Genomic DNA, 22287 nt, shown 5'->3' with positions numbered 1-22287 from the left:
ATGGTGCTGACCCCGCAGGGGTTGCGTTTTCTGGGCCGCGTCATTCCCTGCAGCATCGGCCGCGCCGGGATCACCCCCGCCAAGCGCGAGGGCGATCACGCCACTCCGTCGGGCCGCCATCGCATCACCGGGCTGTGGTACCGCCCGGACCGCCTGGCCCGCCCGGCGCCTTGGGCGCGGGTGATCGGGCCGGGCGATCTGTGGTGTGACGATCCGGGCCATGCGTCCTATAACAGGCACGCCCGCGCGCCGCTTGCGGCCAGCCACGAACGGCTGCGCCGCGCCGACCCGCTGTACGACCTGATCCTGACGACGGACTGGAATGCGGATGCGGTTCCGGGGCGGGGATCCGCGATCTTCTTGCACCAGTGGCGCCGCCCCGGTTTCGGGACCGAAGGCTGCATCGCCTTTGCCCGCCGGGACCTGATGTGGATCGCGCGTCACGCGCCCCCGGGCACGCCGCTTTACGTGCCCTGAGCGTTCCGCGCCCCGAAGATCGCCGACCCCACGCGGACATGGGTCGCGCCATGGGCGATGGCAGTCTCGAAATCGGCGCTCATGCCCATCGACAGGCCGGGCAGGCCGTGGTCGCGCGCCAGGTCGCGCAGCAGGGTGAAATGCGGTGCCGGATCCTCGCCGTCGGGCGGGATGCACATCAGGCCCTCAGGCGACAGCGACAGCTCGGCGCACAGCGCCAGGAAGCCGGGCAGCTCATCCGCCAGGATGCCGGCCTTTTGCGGCTCGTCCCCGGTATTGACCTGCACGAACAGCTGCGGATGGCGGCCCTGTTCGGCCATCTGCGCGGCCAGCTTGCGGGCCAGCGTCACGCGGTCCAGCGTGTGGATCGCGTCGAACAGCTGCACGGCGGCCCGCGCCTTGTTCGATTGCAGCGGCCCAATCATGTGGACCGACACGCCCGGATGCGCCGCGGTCCAGGCAGGCCACTTGGCCTGCGCCTCCTGGACGTAGTTCTCTCCGAAGACGGTGTGGCCCGCGGCCAGAACGCCCTCGACCCGTTCGGGAGGCTGCAGTTTGCTGACCGCGATCAGCGTGACGCTGCCCGGTGCGCGCCCTGCGGCGGATTCGGCCGCGCGTATGCGGCGGGTGATGTCGTCCAGTCCCATGATCCCACCTGACAAAAAGAAAAGAGCGGGCGCAAGGCCCGCTCTTTCCATGTGACGTCTGACCGCGAAGGATCAGAAGTTGAACTGCACGCCCATGTCGGCGGTGATGTTCTCGTCGTAGCCGCGCTGAACCGAACCGGCCAGCATCGCGCCGCCCAGGTCGTACGCACCGCCGATACCGAACGCGTTGTCGCTTTCGTTGGTGTCGGCGCTGTTGTTGGCAACGTAGCCGTTGATGGTGGTCAGCGGAGCAACCTCGTAGCTGCCGTACAGCGTGATGGTCTTGCCCAGGTCCGAGTCGTCGCCCAGGACTTCACCGTTGTCGAAGTACAGCAGGCCGATGTCGGTCTTGTCGTTGAACGCGTATTCCGCGCCGACGAAGTACTGGTCGTTGTCGTCGATGCCTGCGCCGTTCTTCACGTAGGCTGCCGACAGCGTCACCGAGTCATTCCAGACGTAGTCGGCCGAGACGCTGTATTCCTTCTCGGACGTGTCGGTCGGCAGGTCGTACACCTGGTCGGGGTCGATGACCGACGCGCGCAGGTTCACACCGGCGACGGCGTACTTGACCATGACGCCCATGTAGTCGCTGCGGCGATCGATCGCACCGTCGACCACGTTGCTGAGCGTGGGGTAGCCGTCGGTGTTGTAGGCGAAGAAGTCGCCGCGCGAGTTGCCGAACGAGCGCGAGTAGACGCCGATTTCCGAGTTGTACAGCAGGGCGGCCGAGTCGTAGGCGGTGTTCGAGTTACCGATTTCGACGGTCAGGCCGCTGGCGGTCACGTAGACATAGCCGGGTGCGACGGTGGTTTCGTCATCGCCCTGGTCCCACTGGATGCGGATCCGGCCACCGAAGTCGACGCCCTGGTCGGTCGAGGTCGTTGCATCGATGTTCATGCGCAGGCGCGACTGGACGATCGCGTCGCTGGCACCCAGATCGGCGATGCCGTCGTCGTCGGTGTCGATCGGACCGCGCACGCCGCCTTCTTGGTACAGCACGCCGGTACGGCCATAACCCGAGATGGTGACGTCTGCAGCGGCGATACCCGCGGTCAGGACCAGCGCGGTCGAGGCGATAAGTGCCTTCTTCATGGTGTGTTCCCTCTTGTCTCTCTGTTGCCCAAGCCAGCTGTCCCGCCCTGGGTATGCAATTTGTTTCACTCTTTCGCGATTGTGATGCAACGGAATCACGCGTCTGCTGTTTTCTTTGCCCATTTCCGTGATGCACTTGGGCCACACCTGCCCCGACCGCCCTGTCCGGACAGGCCCCGCGTCGGGCGTGCGGACGGGGTCCGCGCCTCAAGTCGCTTGTTTCGCGGCGCCGATCCGGGCTAATGCTGACCCCAAGAGATTGTACCACTGAACTGACCTCCGGGGGACTGGGATGACCTATGCACGCGCCACGCGCCTGATGATCGTCACGACGCTGTGCGCGGGCCTGGCGGCCTGCGGCAACGGCACGACGGAAAACGCGGGCCCCACCCCCGACCGCGACATGCGCCCGTCCGAGCGGGGCACCCTGATCCAGGACCTGTTCATCCGGTCGGGCAACCCGGACCAGATGGTCGGGGTGAACAAGTACCTGTGGAACGCCAGCCTGGACGTGCTGAACTTTCTGCCGGTGCAGACGGTCGATCCGTTCACCGGCGTGATCCAGACCGGCTACGGCACGCCTCCGGGCGGGGGACGGTCCTATCGTGCGACCATCCAGATCAGCGACCCGGCCCTGGACGCGCGCAGCCTGCGCCTGGCGCTGCAGGGGCCGGGCGGTGCCGCGGTCGAGGCGGGCACCGTCCGCGCGGTCGAGGATGCCATCCTGACCCGCGCCCGCCAGCTGCGCATCCAGGACGGCCGCCTGTAAGGGCGCGTCCGCGCATCGGTGACCCCAATCGTGGGGCATCCGGCGGTGTTTCGCGATGCCCGCGGGCGGTCGCATTCGACGGGCTCCGGTCGGCCGCATCTGGACCCGCACAGGCGGGGCGTATAGACCCTGCGGGCAACGAATGATGCCCGAGGTTCCCCATGCCCTATGATCCCGCGACAAGCGAAGCCCGTTGGCAGACGGCCTGGGCCGATGCCGACGCCTTTGACGCCATCCGCGACGAGCGCCCGAAATACTATGTGCTGGAGATGTTCCCCTATCCGTCGGGGCGCATCCACATGGGCCATGTGCGCAACTATGCGATGGGCGACGTGGTCGCGCGGTTCAAGCGGGCGCAGGGGTTCAGCGTGCTGCACCCGATGGGCTGGGACGCCTTCGGCATGCCCGCGGAGAACGCCGCGATGGAGCAGGGCGGTCATCCCCGCGACTGGACCTATGCCAACATCGCGACCATGCGCGAGCAGCTGAAGCCCCTTGGCCTGTCCATCGACTGGAGCCGGGAATTCGCGACCTGTGACGACGCCTATGTGGCGCAGCAGCAGGCGCTGTTCCTGGACATGCTGGACGCGGGCCTGATCACGCGCAAGTCGGCGCAGGTGAACTGGGACCCGGTCGACATGACCGTGCTGGCCAATGAACAGGTGATCGACGGCAAGGGCTGGCGGTCGGGCGCCACGGTGGAACGGCGCGAGTTGACGCAGTGGTTCTTCAGGATCAGCGATTACAGCGACGAGCTGCTGGAGGCGCTGGACGGGCTGACGGGCTGGCCCGAGAAGGTCCGCCTGATGCAGGCCAACTGGATCGGCCGGTCGCGCGGGCTGCAATTCACGTTCCGCACGGTCGATGCGCCGGCGGGCCATGAGGCGATCGAGGTCTATACGACCCGTCCCGACACGCTGATGGGCGCCAGCTTCGTCGCGCTGTCGCCGGATCATCCCCTGGTCAAGGAGCTGGCGGCCAGCCGCCCCGAGATCGAGGCCTTCCGCGAGGAATGCCGCAAGATCGGCACGACCGAGGAAGCCATCGAGACCGCCCCCAAGCTGGGCTTCGACACCGGTCTGACCGTCGCGCATCCGCTTGACCCCGACTGGCGCCTGCCGATCTGGATCGCGAATTTCGTGTTGATGGATTACGGCACCGGCGCGATCTTCGGCAGCCCGGCGCATGACGAGCGTGACCACGAATTCGCGCGCAAGTACGGCCTGCCCATCCGCGCGACCTTTGGTCAGCCCGGCATGACGCGGGATGAGGCCGACGCACTGGTGGCGGATGCGCCCTTCGTACCTGCCAAGACCGAACCCGTGACCTATGTCCGCGGCTTCAGCGGCGCGGCCGATCAGACCGGAGAGGCCGCCGTCGACGCCGCCATCGCCCATGCGGAAAGCGCGGGATACGGCGAGGGCGTGACCAAGTTCCGCCTGCGCGACTGGGGCATCTCGCGCCAGCGCTATTGGGGCTGTCCGATCCCAGTCCTGCATTGCGACAGCTGCGGGACCGTGCCCGAGGCGAAGGCGAACCTGCCCGTGCTGCTGCCGCAGGACGTGACCTTCGACGTGCCGGGCAACCCGCTGGACCGCCACCCGACCTGGCGTCAGGCGACCTGCCCCAAATGCGGAGGCGCGGCGCGGCGCGAGACCGACACGATGGACACGTTCGTCGATTCGTCGTGGTATTACGCGCGCTTCACCTCGCCGGGGGCGGCGACGCCGACCGACCGGGCGGATGCGGAATACTGGATGAACGTCGACCAGTATATCGGCGGCGTCGAACATGCGATCCTGCACCTGCTCTATTCGCGCTTCTTCGCCCGCGCGATGGTCAGGACGGGCCACCTGCCCGAGACGGCTCGAGAGCCGTTCGACGCGCTGTTCACGCAAGGCATGGTCACGCACGAGATCTATCGCACCACCGACGACCGGGGGCGCCCGGTCTATCACCTGCCCGAGGACGTGACCGACGGGCGTCTGGCCGACGGCACCGCGGTCGAGGTGATCCCGTCCGCGAAGATGTCGAAATCCAAGAAGAACGTCGTCGATCCGGTCAGCATCGTCGAAAGTTTCGGCGCGGATACCGCACGGTGGTTCATGCTGTCGGACAGCCCGCCCGAACGCGACGTCGAATGGACCGCCGCCGGAGCGGAGGCCGCGTTCAAGTTCCTGTCCCGCGTCTGGCGCCTGGCCGACGAGGTTCCCGAAGGGGGCGACGATGCCGACCTGACGCGCACGGCGCACCGCGCCATCGCGGATGTCACCAAGGCGATCGAGGGCTTTGCCTTCAACAAGGCGGTCGCGAAACTCTATGAACTGGCCAACGCTGTGGCGAAATCGCAGGCCGGGGGCGAGGCGCGCCGCGCGGCCCTGCGGATCATGGCCCAGCTGATGGCGCCGATGGTGCCGCACCTGGCCGAAGAGGTCTGGTCGAAATCGGGCGGGCAGGGCATGGTCGTCGATGCGGGCTGGCCAAAGGCGGACCCGGCCCTGCTGGAGGACGACAGCGTGACCCTTCCGATCCAGATCAACGGCAAGCGCCGGGCCGAGATCACCGTTCCCAAGACCATGCCCAAGTCCGAGATCGAGGCGCTGGTGCTGGCCGACGACACCGTGCTGCGGTTCCTGGACGGGGCGGCGGTCAAGAAGCTGATCGTGGTGCCGGGGCGGATCGTCAATGTGGTCGCCTGATCGCCGCGCGGTCCTGCTGGGGCTGCTGGCCGTCTCGGGGCTGGCGGCCTGCGGGCTGTCGCCGGTCTATGGGCCGGGGGGCGGGGGCGGCAAGCTGTTCGGCAAGGTCCGCCCGCGCGACCCGGACACGCCGCTGGACTTCGTCTTCAACCGGCGCCTGGCCGAACGGTTGGGCCCCGAGGACGCGGCCGTCTATGACCTGGATTACCGCATCAGCGCGGGCGTCGTCGCGCAGGCCATCACGCCCGATGAGGTCACGACCCGCTATTCGCTAAACGGCACCGCCGATTTCGCGCTGACCGGGCCGGGGGGTCCGGTGATCACCCAGGGACGCGTCAGCAGCTTCACGTCCTATTCCACCACCGGGACCACAATCTCGACCCTGGCGGCCGAGGGCGACGCGCGCGAGCGGCTGGCGCTGATGCTGGCCGATCAGGTGGTCACGCGCCTGCTGGCGGCCGCATCCGGCCTGCCGGACTGATCCATGCTGCTGAAGGGGGCCGAGATCGCGCGCTATCTGGCCCGCCCCGACCCCTCGCGGCCGGGGGTGCTGATCTATGGGCAGGACGCGATGCGCGTGGCGCTGAAGCGGGCCGAGGTCGTGCGGGCCCTGACCGGTGAGAAGGCCGACGAGGAGATGCGCCTGACCCGGATGCCGGGCGCGGGCCTGAAGAAGGACCCCGCCCAGCTGATCGACGCGGTGCGCGAGGTGGGGTTCTTTCCCGGCCCCCGCGTGGTCGTGGTCGAGGACACGCCCGACCTGGCCACCGACGCGATCCGCGATGCGCTGACAGGCTGGCGGCAAGGGGATGCGGTGATCGTGGTCACGGCGGCAAGCCTGTCCAAGTCGTCATCCCTGCGGCGCCTGTTCGAGACGCATGGCCAGGCGGTGACCGCCCCCATCTATGACGATCCGCCCTCCGAGGACGAGATCGGCCGCTGGCTGGCGGATGCCGGCCTGCGCGAGGTGCCGCGGGACGCGATGCGCGAACTGGGTCTTCTGGCGCGCGCGCTGGACCCCGGTGATCTGCGCCAGACTGTCGAGAAGATCGGCCTGTACAAGTACCAGGACCCCGCCCCCCTGACGGTCGAGGAGATCGCCATGCTGGCGCCCGCCACGATCGAGGCCGACCTGGACGAGCTGATCCACACCGTCGCCGAACGCCGCGAGGCCGATTTCGGCCCGCTGATGCGGCGGATCGAACAGCAGGGGATCGCGCCCGTCACCCTGTGCATCGGCGCGCTGCGCCATTTCCGCACGCTGCACCTGGCCGCTGCCGACCCGGCGGGGCCGGGGGTGGCGCTGGCCCGCGCGCGCCCACCCGTCTTCGGCCCCCGCCGCGACCGCATGACCCGCCAAGCGCAAAGCTGGGGCATGGGCCCGCTGGAGGAGGCGGTGTCGCTGCTGCTGTCGACCGACATGACCCTGCGGTCCGCCAGCCGTGCGCCGCAGATGCCGCTGGTGGAACGCGCGCTGCTGCGCCTTGCGATGAAGCCGCGGGGGCGGCGGTGACCCTTGCCCTGGTGATCGGGGCCGGACCTGCCGGGCTGATGGCGGCCGAGGCGCTGATGGCGCCCGGCCGTCAGGTGGTCGTGGTCGACGCGATGCCCACGCCCGCGCGCAAGTTCCTGATGGCCGGGAAATCCGGTCTGAACCTGACCCGCGACGAACCGCTGGCGGCCTTTGGCGCCCAGATCGCCGCGTCGGACGGGCGCGATTATCTGGCGACCGATGCGGGGGCGTTCGGCCCGCAGGCGGTGCGGGACTGGGCCCAGGGCCTGGGCATCGCCCTGTTCGCGGGATCGACGGGCCGGGTGTTTCCGGTGGGCATGAAGGCCTCGCCCCTGCTGCGGGCCTGGCTGGCGCGGCTGCGCGCGGGCGGGGTCGAGCTGCGGTCGCGCTGGCGATGGGTCGGGCTGGGCGGTGGCTTTGCCTTCGACACGCCCGACGGTCGCCGGGTGCTGCAGCCCGATGTGACGGTGCTGGCCCTGGGCGGGGCCAGCTGGCCGCGGCTGGGGTCGGATGCGACCTGGGTGCCGATCCTGGCAGAGGCCGGTGTTGCCATCGCGCCGTTTCTTCCGGCCAACATGGGGTTCCGGGTCGACTGGTCGCCCGCGATGGCGCGGCTGCACGGCGCGCCGGTCAAGGGCGTCGCGATCCGCGCAGGCGACAGCGTCAGCCGCGGCGAGTGGGTCATCACCCCCGACGGGATCGAGGGCGGGGGCGTCTATGCCGTCGCGGCCCCGATCCGCGACGGGCAGGCGGCCCATGTCGATCTGGCCCCCGACCTGGACCACGCGTCCCTGGCGCGGCGCTTTGCACAGCCGCGTGGCAAGCTGAGCCTGGGCAACTGGTTGCGCCGCATCCTGGGCGATCCGGCGCGGGTCGGCCTGCTGCTGGAATGGGGGCGCCCCCTGCCGGACAGCGCAGAGGGCTGGGCCGCGCGGGCCAAGGCACTGCCGCTTTGCCATGCGGGGCCGATGGGGCTGGACCGGGCGATCTCGTCGGCCGGGGGCATCCGGTCGGAGGCGCTGACGTCTGAGCTTGAACTGCGCGCCCTGCCCGGCGTCTTTGCCGCCGGAGAGATGCTGGACTGGGAGGCGCCGACAGGCGGCTATCTGCTGACCACCTGCCTTGCCACGGGGCTGCGCGCGGGGCAGGCCGCAGCCCGCAGGCTCTAGCGTGCCATGGCCCGCTGATAGGCGGGGCGCTGGCGGATGCGGTCCAGGTATTCGGTCAGGCGGTGTTCGACGATCGGGAACCGCGCCGACAGCGCCCAGTCCAGGCAATGTGCCAGGATCAGGTCGGGCACGGTCATCCGCTCTCCCATCAGATAGGTGCCGTCGGACATGCGGTGGACCAGGGTCTTCTGGCTGGCCTCGAATTCCCACCGCAGGGTGTTCTTGATCGCGCCAAGGCGCATCTCCTCGGGCAGGATGAAGCTGTGGCGCGCGGCCAGCCACAATGCCGCGTCGAATTCGTCCAGCAGGAACTGGGTCAGGCTGTCCTGGCGTGCCCGGTCCAGGGTGCCCGCCGGGTGGGTCAGATCGCCGTGGCGATCGGCCAGATAGGTCAGGATCGCGGTCGAATCGGTGATCGGCGTACCGTCGTCGATCAGGACCGGAACCTTGCCCGCCGGGTTGAACTGGGCCACGCCGTCGCTGCGCGGATTGGCGGGAATGTGGTCGTAAGGCTGTCCCAGCTCCTCCAGCATCCACAGGACGCGCAGGGCGCGGGACTTGGCGGTGCCGATGACGCGGTACATGGGGATCCTCCTGGCCGTTGGACGGACAGAAGGCCCCAGCCCCCGCGCCGCGTCAAGCGCGGCGGCAGCCGACCAGCTGCTGGCGGTACATCTCGGACCGCTGGCCCACGGATCCGGCCACGCGCATCAGCCAGCTTTTCTGGCGATAGCTGCCGCGGGCAAAGCCGCTGCGGCCTTCGTGATAGGCCAGGTACTGCGACGCGGCGTCGTTCTTGGACAGGCCAAGCCGCTGCTGGCTGCCGTGCATGTACCAGCCCATGAAGTCGGTCGCGTCGCGGATGCTGTCGCGCCGGGCGCGGCGGTTGCCGGTCTCGCGCTGGTACTCCTCCCAGGTGCCGTCCAGGGCCTGGGAATAGCCGAAGGCGCTGCTTTGGCGGCCGATGGGAATGACGCCAAGCGCGTATTGATGCGGGGTGCGCGCATCGCCGATGAATTTCGATTCCTGGTACAGGGTCGCCATCTGAACATGGACCGGCACGCCCCATTTGCGTTCGGTCTGGCGCATGGCGCGCAGATAGGCGGGTCGTTCCGACGTGATCGCGCACGCATTGTCCAGCTGCCGCGGCGCGCTGAAGTTCCCGCCGCCCCCGCATGAGGCGACCAGCCCGACAATGGCCAGCTTCAGTAGCCTGTTCATCCTGCCCTCGTTCTCTTGTTTTGCGGACAGTCTACGCAAATTCACCCGCCTGTGAAATCACAAAGCCGGAAGCGGGGCAGGGACCGGCCGATTGATCAGCCCGATCCTTCGGGCCGCAGCAGGGCGTTCAGCGCCATCAGATCCGCGGCCCCCGCATCCAGCAACAGCGATTCCAGCGCCCGGTAATGGGCCAGGACCTGCTGTCCGGTGGGAGTCACGGTGGCGCCCCCGCCGCCCGCGCCGCCCCGCGCGCTGTCGATGACCGGGTCGGCAAAGGCGGTGTTCATCTCCTCGACCAGGGTCCAGGCGCGCTTGTAGCTCATCCCCATCTCGCGCGCGGCGGCCGAGATGGAGCCAAGCCGCCCGATCCGCGCCAGCAGCTCGGCCTTGCCCGGCCCAAGGATCAGGGGCGAGTCGTATTCCAGGCGCAGCTTGATGCGCAGCCGGGGGCCGGTCTGGGTCATGGGATCTCTCTCGTTATTCCTGCGCAACATAGCGCCTTGCGCGGAGGCATGCAATTTGCCGCGACGGCACGGTTGCGGGACGCGGGCAGCGCGCCCAGACTGTCGCCAAAGGCAAGAGGAGGCCCAGCCATGTCCGCATCTGATATCGTCATCCTGTCCGGCGCGCGCACCGCCATCGGCACCTTCGGGGGCAGCCTAGCCGCGTTTCCGCCGATCCAGCTGGCCGCCACCGTCACCCGCGCCGCGCTGGATCGCGCGGGCGTCGCCCCCGACCGGATCGGGCAGGTGGTCTTCGGCCATGTGATCAACACCGAACCTCGCGACATGTACCTGTCCCGCGTGGCCATGCTGGAGGCGGGCATCCCGCACACCACGCCCGCGATGAACGTGAACCGTCTGTGCGGGTCGGGCGCGCAGGCCATCGTGTCGGCGGCGCAGGCGCTGATGCTGGGCGACGCCGATTTCGCTGTCGCGGGCGGCGCCGAGAGCATGAGCCGGTCGCCCTATGTCGTGCCCTCGGCGCGGTTCGGGGCCAAGATGGGCGACCAGTCGATGCTGGACATGATGACCGGCGCGCTGACCTGCCCGATGGGCACGGGCCACATGGGCGTCACGGCGGAGAACGTGGCCGCCGAACATGACATCACCCGCGAACAGCAGGACGCATTCGCGATGGAATCGCAGCGTCGCGCCGCGGCGGCGATCGCGGCGGGCCATTTCAATGACCAGATCGTCCCGATCGAGGTCAAGTCGCGCAAGGGCATGGTCGCCTTTGACACCGACGAGCATCCCAAGGACACCAGCCTGGAGAAGCTGGCCGGCCTGAAGGCCGTGTTCCAGAAGGGCGGCAGCGTGACCGCGGGCAATGCCAGCGGCATCAACGACGGCGCCGCGGCCTTGGTCCTGGCAAGGGCGGATGCCGCCGAACGCGCGGGCCTGACCCCACGGGCGCGCATCCTGGGCTATGCCGTGGCTGGCGTGCGCCCCGAGGTCATGGGCATCGGCCCAGTCCCCGCGGTCGAGGCGCTGATGGCCCGCACCGGGCTGAAGGCCGGCGATTTCGACGTGATCGAATCGAACGAGGCCTTCGCCGCCCAAGCCCTGGCGGTGAACAAGGGTCTGGGGCTGGACCCGGCCCGCGTGAACCCCAATGGCGGCGCCATCGCCTTGGGCCATCCGGTGGGCGCCACCGGCGCGATCCTGATGGTCAAAGCCATCCACGAGCTGGAGCGGACCGGCGGTCGCACCGCGCTGATCACCATGTGCATCGGCGGCGGCCAGGGCATCGCCATCGCGATCCGCCGCGACTGACGCACCGTTCCGACACCGTTTGCGCAACCGGTCTGGTTTCCAGACCGGTTTTTTCTTGCTTTCTGCCGTGAACCTGTCCCGAATGACGCGGACAATTCGAGGAGGAGTTGGGGTGTCACAGGGAATAATGTTCATTGCCGCGGCCTTGCCCGTCGCGGTGGTGTTTGTGTTGCTGGTCGTCATGCGACGGTCGGCCAAGCTGTCGATGATGACCGCCTATGTGGTCACGGTGCTTCTGGCACTGTTCCTGTGGGGGGCGCCGCTGGCGCGGGTCGCGGGGGCCACGGTCAACGGGCTGGTGACGGCGGTGACGCTGCTCTACATCGTGTTCGGGGCGATCCTGCTATTGTACACGGTGCAGGAATCGGGCGCGATCCGCACGATCCGGCGCGGGTTCATGGACATCTCGCCCGACCGGCGCATCCAGGCGATCATCATCGCGTGGATGTTCGGGTCGATGATCGAGGGCGCGTCCGGGTTCGGCACGCCGGCCGCCGTGGCGGCGCCGCTGCTGCTGGCGATCGGCTTTCCGGCCATAGCCGCGGTCATGGTCACGCTGATCATCCAGTCGACGCCCGTGTCCTTCGGCGCGGTCGGCACGCCGATGCTGGTCGGCATCAACACCGGCCTGTCCAACAGCCCCGAGGTCGCCAGTGCCATCGCGCCCCTGACCCTAGCCGAATACGTGCCGGTGGTGGCCGCGCAGGTCGCGCTGGTCCATGCGCTGGTGGGCGTGCTGATCCCGCTGCTGATGGTCGGCATGCTGACGCGATTCTTCGGCACCGAGCGCAGCTTTGCCAAGGGCTTTCGCGCGTGGAAGTTCGCGATCTTTGCCGGGCTGGCCTTCACGATGCCCTATCTGCTGGTCGCGCGCATCCTGGGACCGGAATTCCCGTCCCTGCTGGGCGGGCTGATCGGCCTGATGATCGTCGTGCCGGCCGCGCGGGCCGGTTGGTTCATGCCGTCCGACAGCTTCGACTTTCCGGCACGCGCCCAGTGGGACGAAGGCTGGCAGGGCAACATCGAGCCCGACCAGGCCGAACTGGGCCCCGATGACCGCCGCATCGGCCTGCTGACGGCATGGATGCCCTATGTCATCGTCGCGGCGCTGCTGGTGCTGACGCGGACCATCGCGCCGCTGAAGGCGTGGCTGACCGGGCCGGACACCACGTTGGCGCTGCGCGACCTGTTCGGGTCGGGCATCAACGCGACCGCGCAGTTCGCCTATTCGCCGGGGACGGTGATGATCATCGCATCCCTGATCTCGGTCGCGCTGTTCCGCATGCGGGGCAGCGATTACGGCCGGGCCTGGGCGATCTCGGGCCGCACGATGCTGGCCGCGGCGCCCGCGCTGCTGCTGGCGGTGCCGATGGTGCAGGTGTTCATCAACTCGGGCTCGGAGGGCGTGGCGTCCATGCCGATCACCCTAGCCGAGGGGATGGCCGCGGCGACCGGTGCCAGCTGGCCCCTGTTCGCGCCGATCGTGGGCGCGCTGGGCGCGTTCATCGCGGGATCGAACACCGTGTCGAACATGATGTTCGCGCTGTTCCAGTTCTCGGCCGCGCAGGGCATCGGACTGGATCTTGCGGGGATCACCATCGTGGTGGTGCTGCAGGCCGTGGGCGGCGCTGCGGGCAACATGGTCTGCGTGCACAACGTGGTGGCCGCGTCCGCCGTCGTGGGCCTGACCGACCGCGAGGGCGACATCATCCGCAAGACGCTGATCACCATGGCGTATTACGTGGTGCAGGCGGGCCTGATCGGGATGGCGCTGATCGGCGGCGGGCTGTGGTGGCTGGCGGCGCTGATCTGGGCCGCGATCGTGGTCGGCGCGATGCGCGCCAATCGCGACAGGGCCGCGGTGCCTGTCCGCGCCTGACGCAAGGCTGACGACATCGGAGCGGGCGGTCCTTCGGGGCCGCCCGTTCTCGTTGCGCCGGGCCGCACGGCCGGACACGAGGGCGCAAACCGGACACGAGCGCCCAAAAAGGAACGGGCCGCCCAGCAAGAGGCGGCCCGCGAGATCCAAGGAGATGGTCCGGTTAGGGGCGGACGCAGGTCCGGTCCCAACCAGGGGTGGTGGCCTTTGGGGCTGCCCTCAGGCCGGGGTCCCCCCGACTGTTCCGAAACGTCTCTCCACTATCACTCTAGACACTGGACCACCTCCTTTCAAAAGATTGCTGTATAGGGACAGGCTGACACAGATCGAAATTCTGTCAATCAGCTTTCTGCCCTGTGCCCCAACAAATTGCGGACGATGATGCGGAACGGCACAAGGGCCAGTATCGCCAGACCAAGTTTGACCATCCAGTCGGCAAGTGCCAGCGAAACCCACAGCGGGCTGAGCGGTCCTGCGCCAAGCAGCGGAACCGCCTCGTTGGCCCAGCCCGTGTTGGTGTCCGCGGGCAGCACGGCCGCAAAGGCGATTCCGAAGAACAGCACCGTGTCCAGCGCCGACCCCAGCAGGGTCGAGACCAGCGGCGCGCGCCACCAGCGCCCGCCGCGCAGCGTGTCGAAGACCTGCACGTCGACCATCTGCGCCACCAGGAAGGCCGCCCCCGACGCGATGGCGATTCGCAGCGTGGTGGCATCCATCCCTGCGGCGATCAGCGACCAGACGACCCCGGTCACGAATCCCGCCAGCAACACGCGGCGCGCGGCGGCGGCGCCGTGGACGCGGTTCATGACGTCCGTGACCAGGAAGGCCAGCGGATAGGTGAAGGCCCCCCAGGTCAGCCAGGTAGCGACCGTGAACTGGACTAGGACGTTCGAGGCCACGACAATGGCGGCCATGGCAAGGATGCCGGGCAGAAAGCGGATCATCGGTGGGTTTCCGTTTTTGCGAAGGTTGCGGAAGAACTCGGCCCCCCGGACGGGTGGAGCAGCGCGCGCCTTACGCCCGCGCGGGCGGTCTTGTCAATTCCGCAGCGCCTGCAGGCCGGTATCGCGCAGGCGGTATTCGACGATCTCGGTCCGCTGGACGAACAGGAAGTTGTCGTCCGAGATCATGGTGATGCGCATGCCCACGCCGTCATCCCAGACCGAGATGCCTTCCAGGTTGTCGTATTGCAGGGGCCGCGTCTCCAGCAGGATCTGGTCGTCCTGGATCACCCCCGGCTCCAGCCGCATCCGCCGCACGCGCGAGACAAAGCCCAGGATGCCGCGGAAATCCCGCTCCAGCAGGTAGAACCAGCCGTCGGGCCCGAAATCCGCCCCCACCGCACGCCAGCGCGGATCGCGGCGGATCTGGCCGTATTCCGTCCAGGCGCCGTCGAACGACAGGATGGTAAAGGGCTGGGTTTCCGAACCCGACCGCTCGGGGACGGCGAACAGGGTGCCGTCGTCGTCGATGGCCAGCGCCTCCAGCCCCACGTTCACGCCCATGCCGGGCAGGCGGTCCGGGCGGGGATGGGTGGTGGCGGGTGCGTCGGGGTGATCATAGGTCGCGACCCGGTCCAGCCCTTCGAAGCTGACATGGATGCGGCCGTCGGGGCCCACCGCGATGCCTTCGCTGTCGCCGGTATAGCCGGGGGGCAGGGGCTGGCCCTTGCTGTCCTTCAGGTTCGTGCGTCCGGCGACGGACATGCCGCGCACCAGGCCCTGGGCATCGCGTTCGATCCGGCCCCAGTACAGATGCGCCCGGTCGGTCAGGGCGTGGAACCCGGTGCCGTCCGGGCTGATGTCGATCGCCGAGAAGCCGCCGAAGGTCGACTGGTCCATCGTCCAGATATAGGTGCCGACATAATCAAGAACCGCGCCTGCACGGGCAGGCGCGGTGGCAAGGATCGACCCGGCAAGGGCCAGCGTCAGGGCGCCGATGCGACGGTCGAACATTGGGCTGGCAGGTCGCTCATCCGATAGGTGCGGGGGTGGCGATAGTTGGGGTCCGGGGTCGAGGGCTTGGCGCGGCTGGGGTCGATGCGGATGTTGATCCATTCCTGCGCCTCGGCGCAGCCGTCGCCGGCCGGGATCGGGTTCGGCGTCTGGCAGATCGACCCGGCAGGGCAGTTCATGCGGACGTGGAAATGGAAGTCGTGGTTGTTGATGGGGCGGATCTTGCGCAGCCAGTCGCGGTTGCCCGTCTCCATCTGGCACATGGCGACCTTGGCGACGGGATCGACGAAGATGCGTTCGACGCGGGGATCGCGCGCGGCGGCGCGCATGATCGACATGTGCCCGCCCGTCCAGTTGCCCGACAGCGCCGTGCCGCCATTCGCGACGACCGACACGGATGACAGGTTCTCGCGCTGCTGCGGGGACAGGCCCAGGGTCGGGGGCGGCAGCATCCAGATGTCGGCATCCAGCCCCAGCTGGTGGCTGGCATGGCCCGAGGTCATCGGCCCGCCGCGCGGCTGGCTGATGTCCCCGATATAGAGGCCCCGCCACCCGGCCTGCTGCGCCGCCCGCGACAGGCCCTGCAGAAAGCCGATCATCTCGGGGTGGCCCCAGTTGCGGTTGCGCGACAGGCGCATGGATTGCCAGCTGGGTCCGCTTTCGGGCATCTGCACCAGACCCTGCGCGCAACCTTGGGAATAGTTGCCGATCGACACGGCCGGCCCGCCCGACGCCGTGCGGAACGCGCCGAAGACGTCCTTGGCCAGGGATTGGGCCGATGCGGGCAAAGCCAGGCCCATCAGGACGGCGGCGGCGGTCAGGGTCTTGCGGATCACGGGGACGTCTCTCCTTCGGGGTCCACCCACACTAGCAGAACCAGCGCGACAAGAAAGATCACGATCAGGGGAAGAAACCCGATGCGCTGATTCCCGGTCAGGTCGGTCGTCAGCGCGATCAGAAAGGGCGCCAGGAACGCCGTGGCCTTGCCCGACAGCGCGTAAAGCCCGAAACCCTCGGTTGCGCGGTCGGGGGTGGTGTGGCGCACCATCATCGTGCGGCTGGCCGCCTGCAGCGCGCCGCCCGCGCCCCCGATCACCGCCCCGCAGGCAAAGAAGATCAGGTCGGGCAGGCGCAGGGTGCCCAGGACCGCATCCGGCGTGGCAATGCCCAGGACGGATGTCCGGTCCATGCCCACAAGCAGCATGCAGACCGCCATCAGTGCCAGGATGCTGGCCACGATCACCGCGCGGGGGCCGAAGGCGCGGTCCGCGCGCCCGCCCAGCCAGCTGATCACCGCAGCCGAGATCGCGCTGACCACCCCGAAGACGCCGGCCAGGAACACCGGCCAGCCCAACACCGTCCCCGCATAGACGCCCCCGAACCCGTACAGCGCGTTCAGCGCGTCGCGCGAGAACATCGACGATGCCAGCCAGGCCGCCAGGCTGCGCCGATGCCGCAGGCTGCGGATCAGCGTCCACAGGTCGCGCAGGGCGCGGCGCACCTGCACCGGCCGGCCCGGCCCCGGTTCGCGGACCCACAGGAAGAACGGGATCATGAAGACCGCGTACCAGATCGCCGTCAGGGGGCCGACGAACCGCGTGCCTTCGCGCATCGCGGGGTCCAGGCCGAACAGGGGCGGGATGCCCAGCAGCGTGCGCCCCGAGGGCGTTTCGGCGAACAGCAGCAGCATCACGGCCAGCGCCGTCACCCCGCCCAGATAGCCGAATGCATAGCCCGACCCGGACAGGCGGCCGATCTCGTCGCGCGGGGCCAGGGCAGGCAGCATGGCATTGGTGAAGATGGTGGCGAATTCGACCCCGATCAGGCCGATGCCGAACAAGACGATGGCCTGGATCAGCGGCGGCTGGCCGGGGGTCAGGGTCCACAGCCCCGCCGCGCCCACCACGTAGAATGCCGAGAACACCCAGACCCAGGGCATCCGCCGCCCCGAACTGTCCGCGATGGCGCCCAGGACCGGGGCGGCCAGCGCAATGACCGCGCCCGCGATGGCCAACCCGTATCCCCAAAGCGCCTGCGCCTGCGCCCCGGCCTGCGCGGCATCCAAGCCCTGGGCGATGAAATGCGTGCGCGCGACCTCGGCGAAGTAGATCGAGAAGACGAAGGTCAGCAGCAGCGTGTGATAGGGCTGGCTGGCCCAGTCAAAGAACCACCAGCCCCAGACCCGCCTGCGATCGATCGTCATGTCCGTCCCTCATGGCTTTTCCGTCATAAGGAACAGAGCCCGTCAGAGTGGCAAGTGAAGTTTCGCGTCATCCGGGATGACGGGGGGCCAGGGCCGCGTCGCATCCGCCGCGATCCAGGCCGCGATCCAGTCGGGCAGGGGCGGACTGTCGGGGGCGTGGCCCAGGGCCTCCATGACGCGGGCGGGGGCGACGATCCCCTGGGCCGAGGTCACGGCCGAGCGGATCATCACCTGGTTGCAGCATTCCGTGCCCTTCCACATGGACTGCTCCATATAGACGAAGCGCGCGTCCCAGCCCACCATGCGCGAGATCATGGTGAAGCGTTCGAACGCCCGGACACGGCGGCGATAGCGGGTCGAGTTCCCCGCCACCGTGATGCCCCAGCCATTCGCCCGCAGCACCGGCACCAGCCCGGTCCGCCGCGCCAGCGGGATGCGGCCCAGATCGAACAGGGTCAGGGTGCGGCCGTTGTTCAGCTCCCACCAGGGGTCCAGGTCCCAGGGCCAGCACATGTGCGTGGACACATGCGTGCCCAGGGGGTCCAGGGCGGGGGCATTGCGGAACTTGACCAGTTCCTTGGCAAAGCGGATCAGCGGATACATGGAGGGGCCTTTCGTCAGCAGGCCTTTCGGGGGCGGGCCTTTCGTTCTGCCCCGTGGGTGGCCCGCGATCACGCGGGCGTCAAGCCGGACGCGGCGGCATCCGGTCGCGCCCCGCTTGCGTCCCGCCTTACGCGCGGCCATACAGGGCCCGAACGCGCGCGCAGCCAAGGAGACGACCATGGGAACCCTGTACGAAGCCCTGCAACTGATCCTGCAGGTCCTGTGGTTCATCATGATCGTGCACATCATCATGTCCTGGCTGATCAACTTTCAGGTGCTGAACCTGCGCCAGCCTCTGGTCGCGCAGATCTGGGACGGCCTGAACCGGCTGCTGGAGCCGATCTATCGCCCGATCCGGAACATCCTGCCCAATACCGGCGGGCTGGATCTGGCGCCGCTGGTCGTCTTCATCATCATCATCATCGCGCAGCGCGCCCTGGCGAACAACGCGGGCTTCTTCTACGGCATGTGATGTCAACGGACCTGCTGCGCCAGGTCTGGGGATTCGACGGTTTCCGCCCCGGACAGCAAGAGATCGTCGAGGCGGTGGCCGCAGGCCGCGACGTGCTGGCGATCATGCCGACGGGCGGCGGCAAGTCGCTGTGCTTCCAGCTGCCCGCGCTGATGCGCGAGGGCGTGACGGTGGTCATCTCTCCGCTGATCGCGCTGATGCGGGACCAGGTGCGCGCGCTGCGCGAGGCGGGGGTCGAGGCGGGCGCACTGACCAGCGGCAACACCGAGGCCGAGACCGACGCGGTGTTTTCGGCCATCTCCGAGGGGCGGCTGAAGGTGCTGTACATGGCGCCCGAACGGCTGGCATCCGGGGGCACGGTGAACCTCTTGCGCCGGGCGGGCGTCACGGCGATCGCGGTTGACGAGGCGCATTGCGTCAGCCAGTGGGGCCATGACTTTCGCCCCGACTATCTGCGCATCGGCGATCTGAAGCGCACGCTGGACGTGCCGCTGGCGGCCTTCACCGCCACCGCGGACGTGGAAACGCGTGCCGAGATCGTCACCCGCCTGTTCGACGGACAGGCCCCCGTGACCTTCCTGCGCGGCTTCGACCGGCCGAACATCCGGCTGGCCTTCCAGCCCAAGAACAGCCCCCGCACCCAGGTCCTGGCCTATGCCGCCGCGCGCCGGGGACAGTCGGGCATCATCTATTGCGGCGCCCGCGCGCGGACCGAAAGCCTGGCGCAGGCGCTGCGAGAGGCGGGGCACCCGGCCATCGCCTATCACGCGGGGCTGGAGGCCGAGGCCCGGCGCGAGGCCGAGGCGCGCTTTCAGACCGAGGACGGGCTGATCGTCGTGGCGACCGTGGCCTTCGGCATGGGCATCGACAAGCCCGACATCCGGTGGGTGCTGCACGCCGACCTGCCGAAATCCATCGAAGGATACTATCAGGAGATCGGGCGCGCGGGCCGCGACGGCGATCCGGCGGATACGCTGACCCTCTACGGTCCCGACGACATCCGCCTGCGCCGCACCCAGATCGACGAGGGCCTGGGCGACAGCGCCCGCAAGGCCGGCGATCATGCACGTCTGAACGCGCTTTTGGGCCTGGCCGAGGCCACGGGATGCCGCCGCCGCCGCCTGCTGGCCTATTTCGGCGAGGAGATGGACCGCGACTGCGGCAATTGCGACTTGTGCCAGAGCCCGCCCAAGCTGTTCGACGGGACGCTGGCGGTCCGCAAGGCGCTGTCGGCGATGGTCCGCACCGGGGAGTGGTTTGGCAGCGGCCACCTGATCGACATCCTGACCGGTACCACCACGGACAAGGTCCGCGAGCGCGGCCATGACCAGCTGCCGACCTTTGGCGTGGGGCGCGAACACGGGCGCGGGCAGTGGCAGGCGATCTTCCGGCAGATGATGGGCCTGGACCTGTGCCGCCCCGACCCGGAACGCCACGGCGCGCTGCACCTGACCGAGACCGCGCATCCGATCCTGCGCGGCGAGGAGAGCGTGACGCTGCGCGAGGACACGACCAAGGGCGCCAAGCCCGCCAACGTCCTGCGCACCCAGGTATCGGAGGAGGACGAGCCGCTTCTGTCCGCGCTGAAGGCCAAGCGGCGCGCCCTGGCCGAGGCGGCGCGCGTGCCGGCCTATGTCATCTTCCCCGACCGCACCCTGATCGAGATGGCCGAGAAGCGGCCGCAGGACCTGGACCAGATGGCGCGGGTCGGCGGCGTGGGGGCAAAGAAGCTGGACAGCTTTGGCCGCGCCTTCCTGGAGGTCATCGCGGGCGCGCAGCCCGAGATGCACCCGGCACGGCGCGACCTGGCCGGGCGTCCCGAAGGCGCGCTGTTCGACCGGCTGATGGCCGTGCAGCTGGACCTGCAGCGCGGCCCCGACGGCACCGACAAGCCGCTGTCCTGTTCGACCGCCCAGATCAAGCGCATCGCGGAAAGCCGCCCCGCCGGCGTCGATGGACTGGCGCGCCACCTGGACGCGCCGCGCATGGAGCGGTTCGCCGACGCCTTCCTGGCCGAGATCGAGCGCGTCGAATAATTCGCGCCGCGCCTGTAACGAACAGGTGCCCTGCAGCGAACAGTCAACCGAACGTGATGCATCATTTGCGCAACCCCCTGCGTGGATCATGCGATAACGCAGGGGTACCGCCCCGTTGGGGCAGCCCGATCGGAGGACATGATGAAGCTGAACTGGTCTGACGTCACGCCGCACAGGATCTTTCTGGACCGTCGAAAATTCATGGCCGCAGGGGCCGCCGCCGTGGCCCTGCCCGGACTGGTCCGCGCGCAGACGATCAATGCACGCCCGTCCCCGCTGTCGACCGACCAGACGCCGAACACCTTCGAGGAGATCACCAACTACAACAACTTCTACGAATTCGGGACGGGCAAGGAGGATCCGGCGCGCAATGCGGGCGCGCTGACCACCGATCCCTGGTCCGTGGAGGTGGCGGGCCTAGTCGACCGCCCCGGCAGCTATGGCGTCGAGGATCTGGCCCCCGACAACGCGCTGGAGGAACGCATCTATCGCCTGCGCTGCGTCGAGGCGTGGTCGATGGTCGTTCCGTGGATCGGCGTGCCGCTGGCATCCGTGCTGGCCAAGGTCGGCGTCCAGCCCAGTGCCAAGTTCGTCGAGTTCGAGACGCTGGTGCGCCCCGAAGAGATGATCGGTCAGCAACGCGCTATTCTGGACTGGCCCTATCGCGAGGGTCTGCGTTTGGACGAGGCGATGCACCCGCTGACGATCCTGGCCACGGGTCTGTACGATCAGCCCATGCCCAACCAGAACGGCGCACCGATCCGCCTGGTGGTGCCGTGGAAATACGGGTTCAAGTCGATCAAGTCGATCGTGCGCATCAACCTGCTGGAGCAGGAACCCGTGAACACTTGGAAGCAGCTGCAGGCCAGCGAATACGGATTCTATGCCAATGTGAACCCGCAGGTCGATCACCCGCGCTGGAGCCAGGCGACCGAACGCGTCATCGGCGCTGGCCTGTTCGGCGGGCGCAAGGAGACGCTGATGTTCAACGGATACGGCGATCAGGTCGCCTCGCTTTACGCGGGAATGGATCTGTCGGTGAATTACTGATGATCCGCGGCATCAACAACGCGCTGCGGCGCATTCCGGTCTGGGCGGTCTGGCTGGCGGGGGCGGTGCCCTTTGCCGTGCTGCTGTGGGACATCTTCACCGGCGGCCTGGGCGTCGATCCCGTGCAGGAGGTCGAACACCGCCTTGGCCAGACCGCGCTGTACTTCCTGATCGGCGGCCTGGCGGTCACGCCATTGCTGCGACTGACGGGCGTGTCGTTGATGCGGTTCCGCCGCGCGATCGGGGTGATCTGTTTCGCCTATGCATTGCCCCATGTCCTAGCCTGGGTCGTTCTGGACATGGGACTGCTGTGGGGACAGATGGCCCGTGACATCCTCAAGCGGCCCTACCTGCTGTTCGGGATGGGATCGTTCCTGATCCTGATCGCGCTGGCCGTGACGTCGAACAACCTGTCGCTGCGGCGCATGGGTGGGCAGGCGTGGCGACGCCTGCACAAGCTGGTCTATGTTGCAGCCCCCCTTGCCGCGATGCATTGGCTGTGGGCCATCAAGGTCAACGAGATCGCCCCGATCTTCTGGGCGGCGGTGATCGCGCTTCTGCTGGCCTCCAGGCTTGTGATTCGTCGCCCGATGTCCTGGACCCGCCCCGCAAGGGCCTGACTTTTCCTTTTATTTCAGTAAGTTGCAAGAAAACTGACCGGCTGACACGTTTTTTTCACAAAACCTGCTTGCGTCCCCCGGCGGCTAGGCCTAAACACCGCTTCACC

At 68.4% G+C, this 22287-nt stretch carries 22 protein-coding genes; 12 read left to right on the top strand and 10 right to left on the bottom strand.

Features of this window, described 5'->3' with window-relative positions; translation table 11 throughout:
* Nucleotides 1-477 carry a L,D-transpeptidase family protein gene (locus TW83_RS12710; RefSeq protein WP_045983157.1) on the top strand — a complete coding sequence of 159 codons (477 nt, stop codon included), beginning with the start codon at nt 1-3 and terminating at the stop codon, nt 475-477.
* Here the strand turns inward: TW83_RS12710 and TW83_RS12705 are convergent.
* Nucleotides 465-1124 carry a YggS family pyridoxal phosphate-dependent enzyme gene (locus tag TW83_RS12705; protein ID WP_045983149.1) on the bottom strand — a complete coding sequence of 220 codons (660 nt, stop codon included), beginning with the start codon at nt 1122-1124 and terminating at the stop codon, nt 465-467. The genes TW83_RS12710 and TW83_RS12705 overlap by 13 nt on opposite strands.
* 72 nt (nt 1125-1196) lie before the next feature.
* Complete coding sequence (locus tag TW83_RS12700; RefSeq protein ID WP_045983148.1) at nt 1197-2216, bottom strand: porin; 1020 nt, start codon at nt 2214-2216, stop codon at nt 1197-1199.
* 292 nt (nt 2217-2508) lie between these two features.
* On the opposite strand from TW83_RS12700, the gene TW83_RS12695 reads away from it, so the two are divergent.
* The 5 genes from TW83_RS12695 (at nt 2509) to TW83_RS12675 (ending at nt 8366) form a co-directional block, all read left to right on the top strand.
* Nucleotides 2509-2985, top strand: a complete 477-nt coding sequence (locus TW83_RS12695) for a DUF3576 domain-containing protein (RefSeq protein WP_045983147.1) — start codon at nt 2509-2511, stop codon at nt 2983-2985.
* A 161-nt stretch (nt 2986-3146) separates the two neighbouring features.
* Nucleotides 3147-5684 carry a leucine--tRNA ligase gene (gene leuS, locus TW83_RS12690; RefSeq protein ID WP_045983146.1) on the top strand — a complete coding sequence of 846 codons (2538 nt, stop codon included), beginning with the start codon at nt 3147-3149 and terminating at the stop codon, nt 5682-5684.
* Complete coding sequence (lptE, locus tag TW83_RS12685; RefSeq protein WP_045983145.1) at nt 5671-6165, top strand: LPS assembly lipoprotein LptE; 495 nt, start codon at nt 5671-5673, stop codon at nt 6163-6165. Before leuS ends, lptE begins: the two co-directional genes overlap by 14 nt.
* Nucleotides 6166-6168: 3 nt before the next feature.
* Nucleotides 6169-7197, top strand: a complete 1029-nt coding sequence (holA, locus tag TW83_RS12680; RefSeq protein WP_045983144.1) for a DNA polymerase III subunit delta — start codon at nt 6169-6171, stop codon at nt 7195-7197.
* Nucleotides 7194-8366 (top strand): TIGR03862 family flavoprotein, encoded by a 1173-nt coding sequence (locus TW83_RS12675; protein ID WP_084697452.1) that lies wholly within the window; start codon nt 7194-7196, stop codon nt 8364-8366. The genes holA and TW83_RS12675 overlap by 4 nt, the downstream gene beginning before the upstream one ends.
* Here the strand turns inward: TW83_RS12675 and TW83_RS12670 are convergent.
* The 3 genes from TW83_RS12670 to TW83_RS12660 form a co-directional block, all read right to left on the bottom strand.
* Complete coding sequence (locus TW83_RS12670; RefSeq protein WP_045983143.1) at nt 8363-8950, bottom strand: glutathione S-transferase family protein; 588 nt, start codon at nt 8948-8950, stop codon at nt 8363-8365. The genes TW83_RS12675 and TW83_RS12670 overlap by 4 nt on opposite strands.
* A gap of 52 nt (nt 8951-9002) precedes the next feature.
* Nucleotides 9003-9587, bottom strand: a complete 585-nt coding sequence (locus TW83_RS12665; protein ID WP_045983142.1) for a lytic transglycosylase — start codon at nt 9585-9587, stop codon at nt 9003-9005.
* A 95-nt stretch (nt 9588-9682) separates the two neighbouring features.
* Nucleotides 9683-10051: a LysR family transcriptional regulator gene (locus TW83_RS12660; protein ID WP_045983141.1), complete on the bottom strand. Its 369-nt coding sequence runs from the start codon at nt 10049-10051 to the stop codon at nt 9683-9685.
* 129 nt (nt 10052-10180) lie between these two features.
* Here TW83_RS12660 and TW83_RS12655 point away from each other — a divergent pair, with 129 nt between their 5' ends.
* Together TW83_RS12655 and TW83_RS12650 are read left to right on the top strand one after the other, a co-directional pair.
* Nucleotides 10181-11362, top strand: coding sequence for an acetyl-CoA C-acyltransferase family protein (locus TW83_RS12655; RefSeq protein WP_045983140.1), 1182 nt, complete (start codon nt 10181-10183; stop codon nt 11360-11362).
* A 112-nt stretch (nt 11363-11474) separates the two neighbouring features.
* Nucleotides 11475-13241 (top strand): L-lactate permease, encoded by a 1767-nt coding sequence (locus tag TW83_RS12650; RefSeq protein ID WP_071209484.1) that lies wholly within the window; start codon nt 11475-11477, stop codon nt 13239-13241.
* 341 nt (nt 13242-13582) lie between these two features.
* On the opposite strand, the gene TW83_RS12645 is transcribed toward TW83_RS12650, so the two are convergent.
* The 5 genes from TW83_RS12645 to TW83_RS12625 all read right to left on the bottom strand — a co-directional run bounded on the left by TW83_RS12645 (nt 13583) and on the right by TW83_RS12625 (nt 18002).
* Nucleotides 13583-14185, bottom strand: a complete 603-nt coding sequence (locus TW83_RS12645; protein WP_045983138.1) for a queuosine precursor transporter — start codon at nt 14183-14185, stop codon at nt 13583-13585.
* 93 nt (nt 14186-14278) lie between these two features.
* Nucleotides 14279-15196, bottom strand: coding sequence for an esterase-like activity of phytase family protein (locus TW83_RS12640; RefSeq protein WP_045983137.1), 918 nt, complete (start codon nt 15194-15196; stop codon nt 14279-14281).
* Nucleotides 15169-16032, bottom strand: coding sequence for a penicillin-insensitive murein endopeptidase (gene mepA / locus TW83_RS12635; RefSeq protein WP_045983136.1), 864 nt, complete (start codon nt 16030-16032; stop codon nt 15169-15171). The genes TW83_RS12640 and mepA overlap by 28 nt, the downstream gene beginning before the upstream one ends.
* Entirely contained in the window at nt 16029-17399 is a 1371-nt protein-coding gene (locus TW83_RS12630; protein WP_045983135.1) for an MFS transporter, read from the bottom strand. Before TW83_RS12630 ends, mepA begins: the two co-directional genes overlap by 4 nt.
* A 42-nt stretch (nt 17400-17441) precedes the next feature.
* Nucleotides 17442-18002 carry an acyl-CoA thioesterase gene (locus TW83_RS12625; RefSeq protein ID WP_045983134.1) on the bottom strand — a complete coding sequence of 187 codons (561 nt, stop codon included), beginning with the start codon at nt 18000-18002 and terminating at the stop codon, nt 17442-17444.
* Between the two features lie 178 nt (nt 18003-18180).
* Here TW83_RS12625 and TW83_RS22030 point away from each other — a divergent pair, with 178 nt between their 5' ends.
* The 4 genes from TW83_RS22030 (at nt 18181) to TW83_RS12605 (ending at nt 22180) form a co-directional block, all read left to right on the top strand.
* Nucleotides 18181-18474: a YggT family protein gene (locus tag TW83_RS22030; protein WP_045983133.1), complete on the top strand. Its 294-nt coding sequence runs from the start codon at nt 18181-18183 to the stop codon at nt 18472-18474.
* Nucleotides 18474-20510 carry a DNA helicase RecQ gene (gene recQ, locus TW83_RS12615; RefSeq protein WP_045983132.1) on the top strand — a complete coding sequence of 679 codons (2037 nt, stop codon included), beginning with the start codon at nt 18474-18476 and terminating at the stop codon, nt 20508-20510. The genes TW83_RS22030 and recQ overlap by 1 nt, the downstream gene beginning before the upstream one ends.
* A 138-nt stretch (nt 20511-20648) precedes the next feature.
* Nucleotides 20649-21560, top strand: coding sequence for a protein-methionine-sulfoxide reductase catalytic subunit MsrP (gene msrP, locus TW83_RS12610; protein WP_045983131.1), 912 nt, complete (start codon nt 20649-20651; stop codon nt 21558-21560).
* Nucleotides 21560-22180 (top strand): protein-methionine-sulfoxide reductase heme-binding subunit MsrQ, encoded by a 621-nt coding sequence (locus tag TW83_RS12605; RefSeq protein ID WP_052714867.1) that lies wholly within the window; start codon nt 21560-21562, stop codon nt 22178-22180. The genes msrP and TW83_RS12605 overlap by 1 nt, the downstream gene beginning before the upstream one ends.
* The last annotated feature ends 107 nt before the right edge of the window (nt 22181-22287 follow it).

The sequence above is a fragment of the Paracoccus sp. S4493 genome (assembly GCF_000967735.1).
Lineage (GTDB): Bacteria > Pseudomonadota > Alphaproteobacteria > Rhodobacterales > Rhodobacteraceae > Paracoccus > Paracoccus marcusii.
The sequence above is the reverse complement of the archived record's forward strand: the minus strand, read 5'-3'. Positions and strand labels throughout refer to the sequence as shown.

Coding starts and splice junctions, on each gene's coding strand:
- leuS (WP_045983146.1), top strand. CDS start 3,147: ATGCCCTATGATCCCGCGACAAGCGAAGCCCGTTGGCAGACGGCCTGG.
- TW83_RS12700 (WP_045983148.1), bottom strand. CDS start 2,216: ATGAAGAAGGCACTTATCGCCTCGACCGCGCTGGTCCTGACCGCGGGT.
- TW83_RS12640 (WP_045983137.1), bottom strand. CDS start 15,196: ATGTTCGACCGTCGCATCGGCGCCCTGACGCTGGCCCTTGCCGGGTCG.
- TW83_RS12645 (WP_045983138.1), bottom strand. CDS start 14,185: ATGATCCGCTTTCTGCCCGGCATCCTTGCCATGGCCGCCATTGTCGTG.
- TW83_RS12695 (WP_045983147.1), top strand. CDS start 2,509: ATGACCTATGCACGCGCCACGCGCCTGATGATCGTCACGACGCTGTGC.
- TW83_RS12660 (WP_045983141.1), bottom strand. CDS start 10,051: ATGACCCAGACCGGCCCCCGGCTGCGCATCAAGCTGCGCCTGGAATAC.
- TW83_RS12670 (WP_045983143.1), bottom strand. CDS start 8,950: ATGTACCGCGTCATCGGCACCGCCAAGTCCCGCGCCCTGCGCGTCCTG.
- TW83_RS22030 (WP_045983133.1), top strand. CDS start 18,181: ATGGGAACCCTGTACGAAGCCCTGCAACTGATCCTGCAGGTCCTGTGG.
- TW83_RS12710 (WP_045983157.1), top strand. CDS start 1: ATGGTGCTGACCCCGCAGGGGTTGCGTTTTCTGGGCCGCGTCATTCCC.
- recQ (WP_045983132.1), top strand. CDS start 18,474: ATGTCAACGGACCTGCTGCGCCAGGTCTGGGGATTCGACGGTTTCCGC.
- TW83_RS12655 (WP_045983140.1), top strand. CDS start 10,181: ATGTCCGCATCTGATATCGTCATCCTGTCCGGCGCGCGCACCGCCATC.
- msrP (WP_045983131.1), top strand. CDS start 20,649: ATGATGAAGCTGAACTGGTCTGACGTCACGCCGCACAGGATCTTTCTG.
- lptE (WP_045983145.1), top strand. CDS start 5,671: ATGTGGTCGCCTGATCGCCGCGCGGTCCTGCTGGGGCTGCTGGCCGTC.
- holA (WP_045983144.1), top strand. CDS start 6,169: ATGCTGCTGAAGGGGGCCGAGATCGCGCGCTATCTGGCCCGCCCCGAC.
- TW83_RS12665 (WP_045983142.1), bottom strand. CDS start 9,587: ATGAACAGGCTACTGAAGCTGGCCATTGTCGGGCTGGTCGCCTCATGC.
- TW83_RS12630 (WP_045983135.1), bottom strand. CDS start 17,399: ATGACGATCGATCGCAGGCGGGTCTGGGGCTGGTGGTTCTTTGACTGG.
- TW83_RS12625 (WP_045983134.1), bottom strand. CDS start 18,002: ATGTATCCGCTGATCCGCTTTGCCAAGGAACTGGTCAAGTTCCGCAAT.
- TW83_RS12705 (WP_045983149.1), bottom strand. CDS start 1,124: ATGGGACTGGACGACATCACCCGCCGCATACGCGCGGCCGAATCCGCC.
- TW83_RS12605 (WP_052714867.1), top strand. CDS start 21,560: ATGATCCGCGGCATCAACAACGCGCTGCGGCGCATTCCGGTCTGGGCG.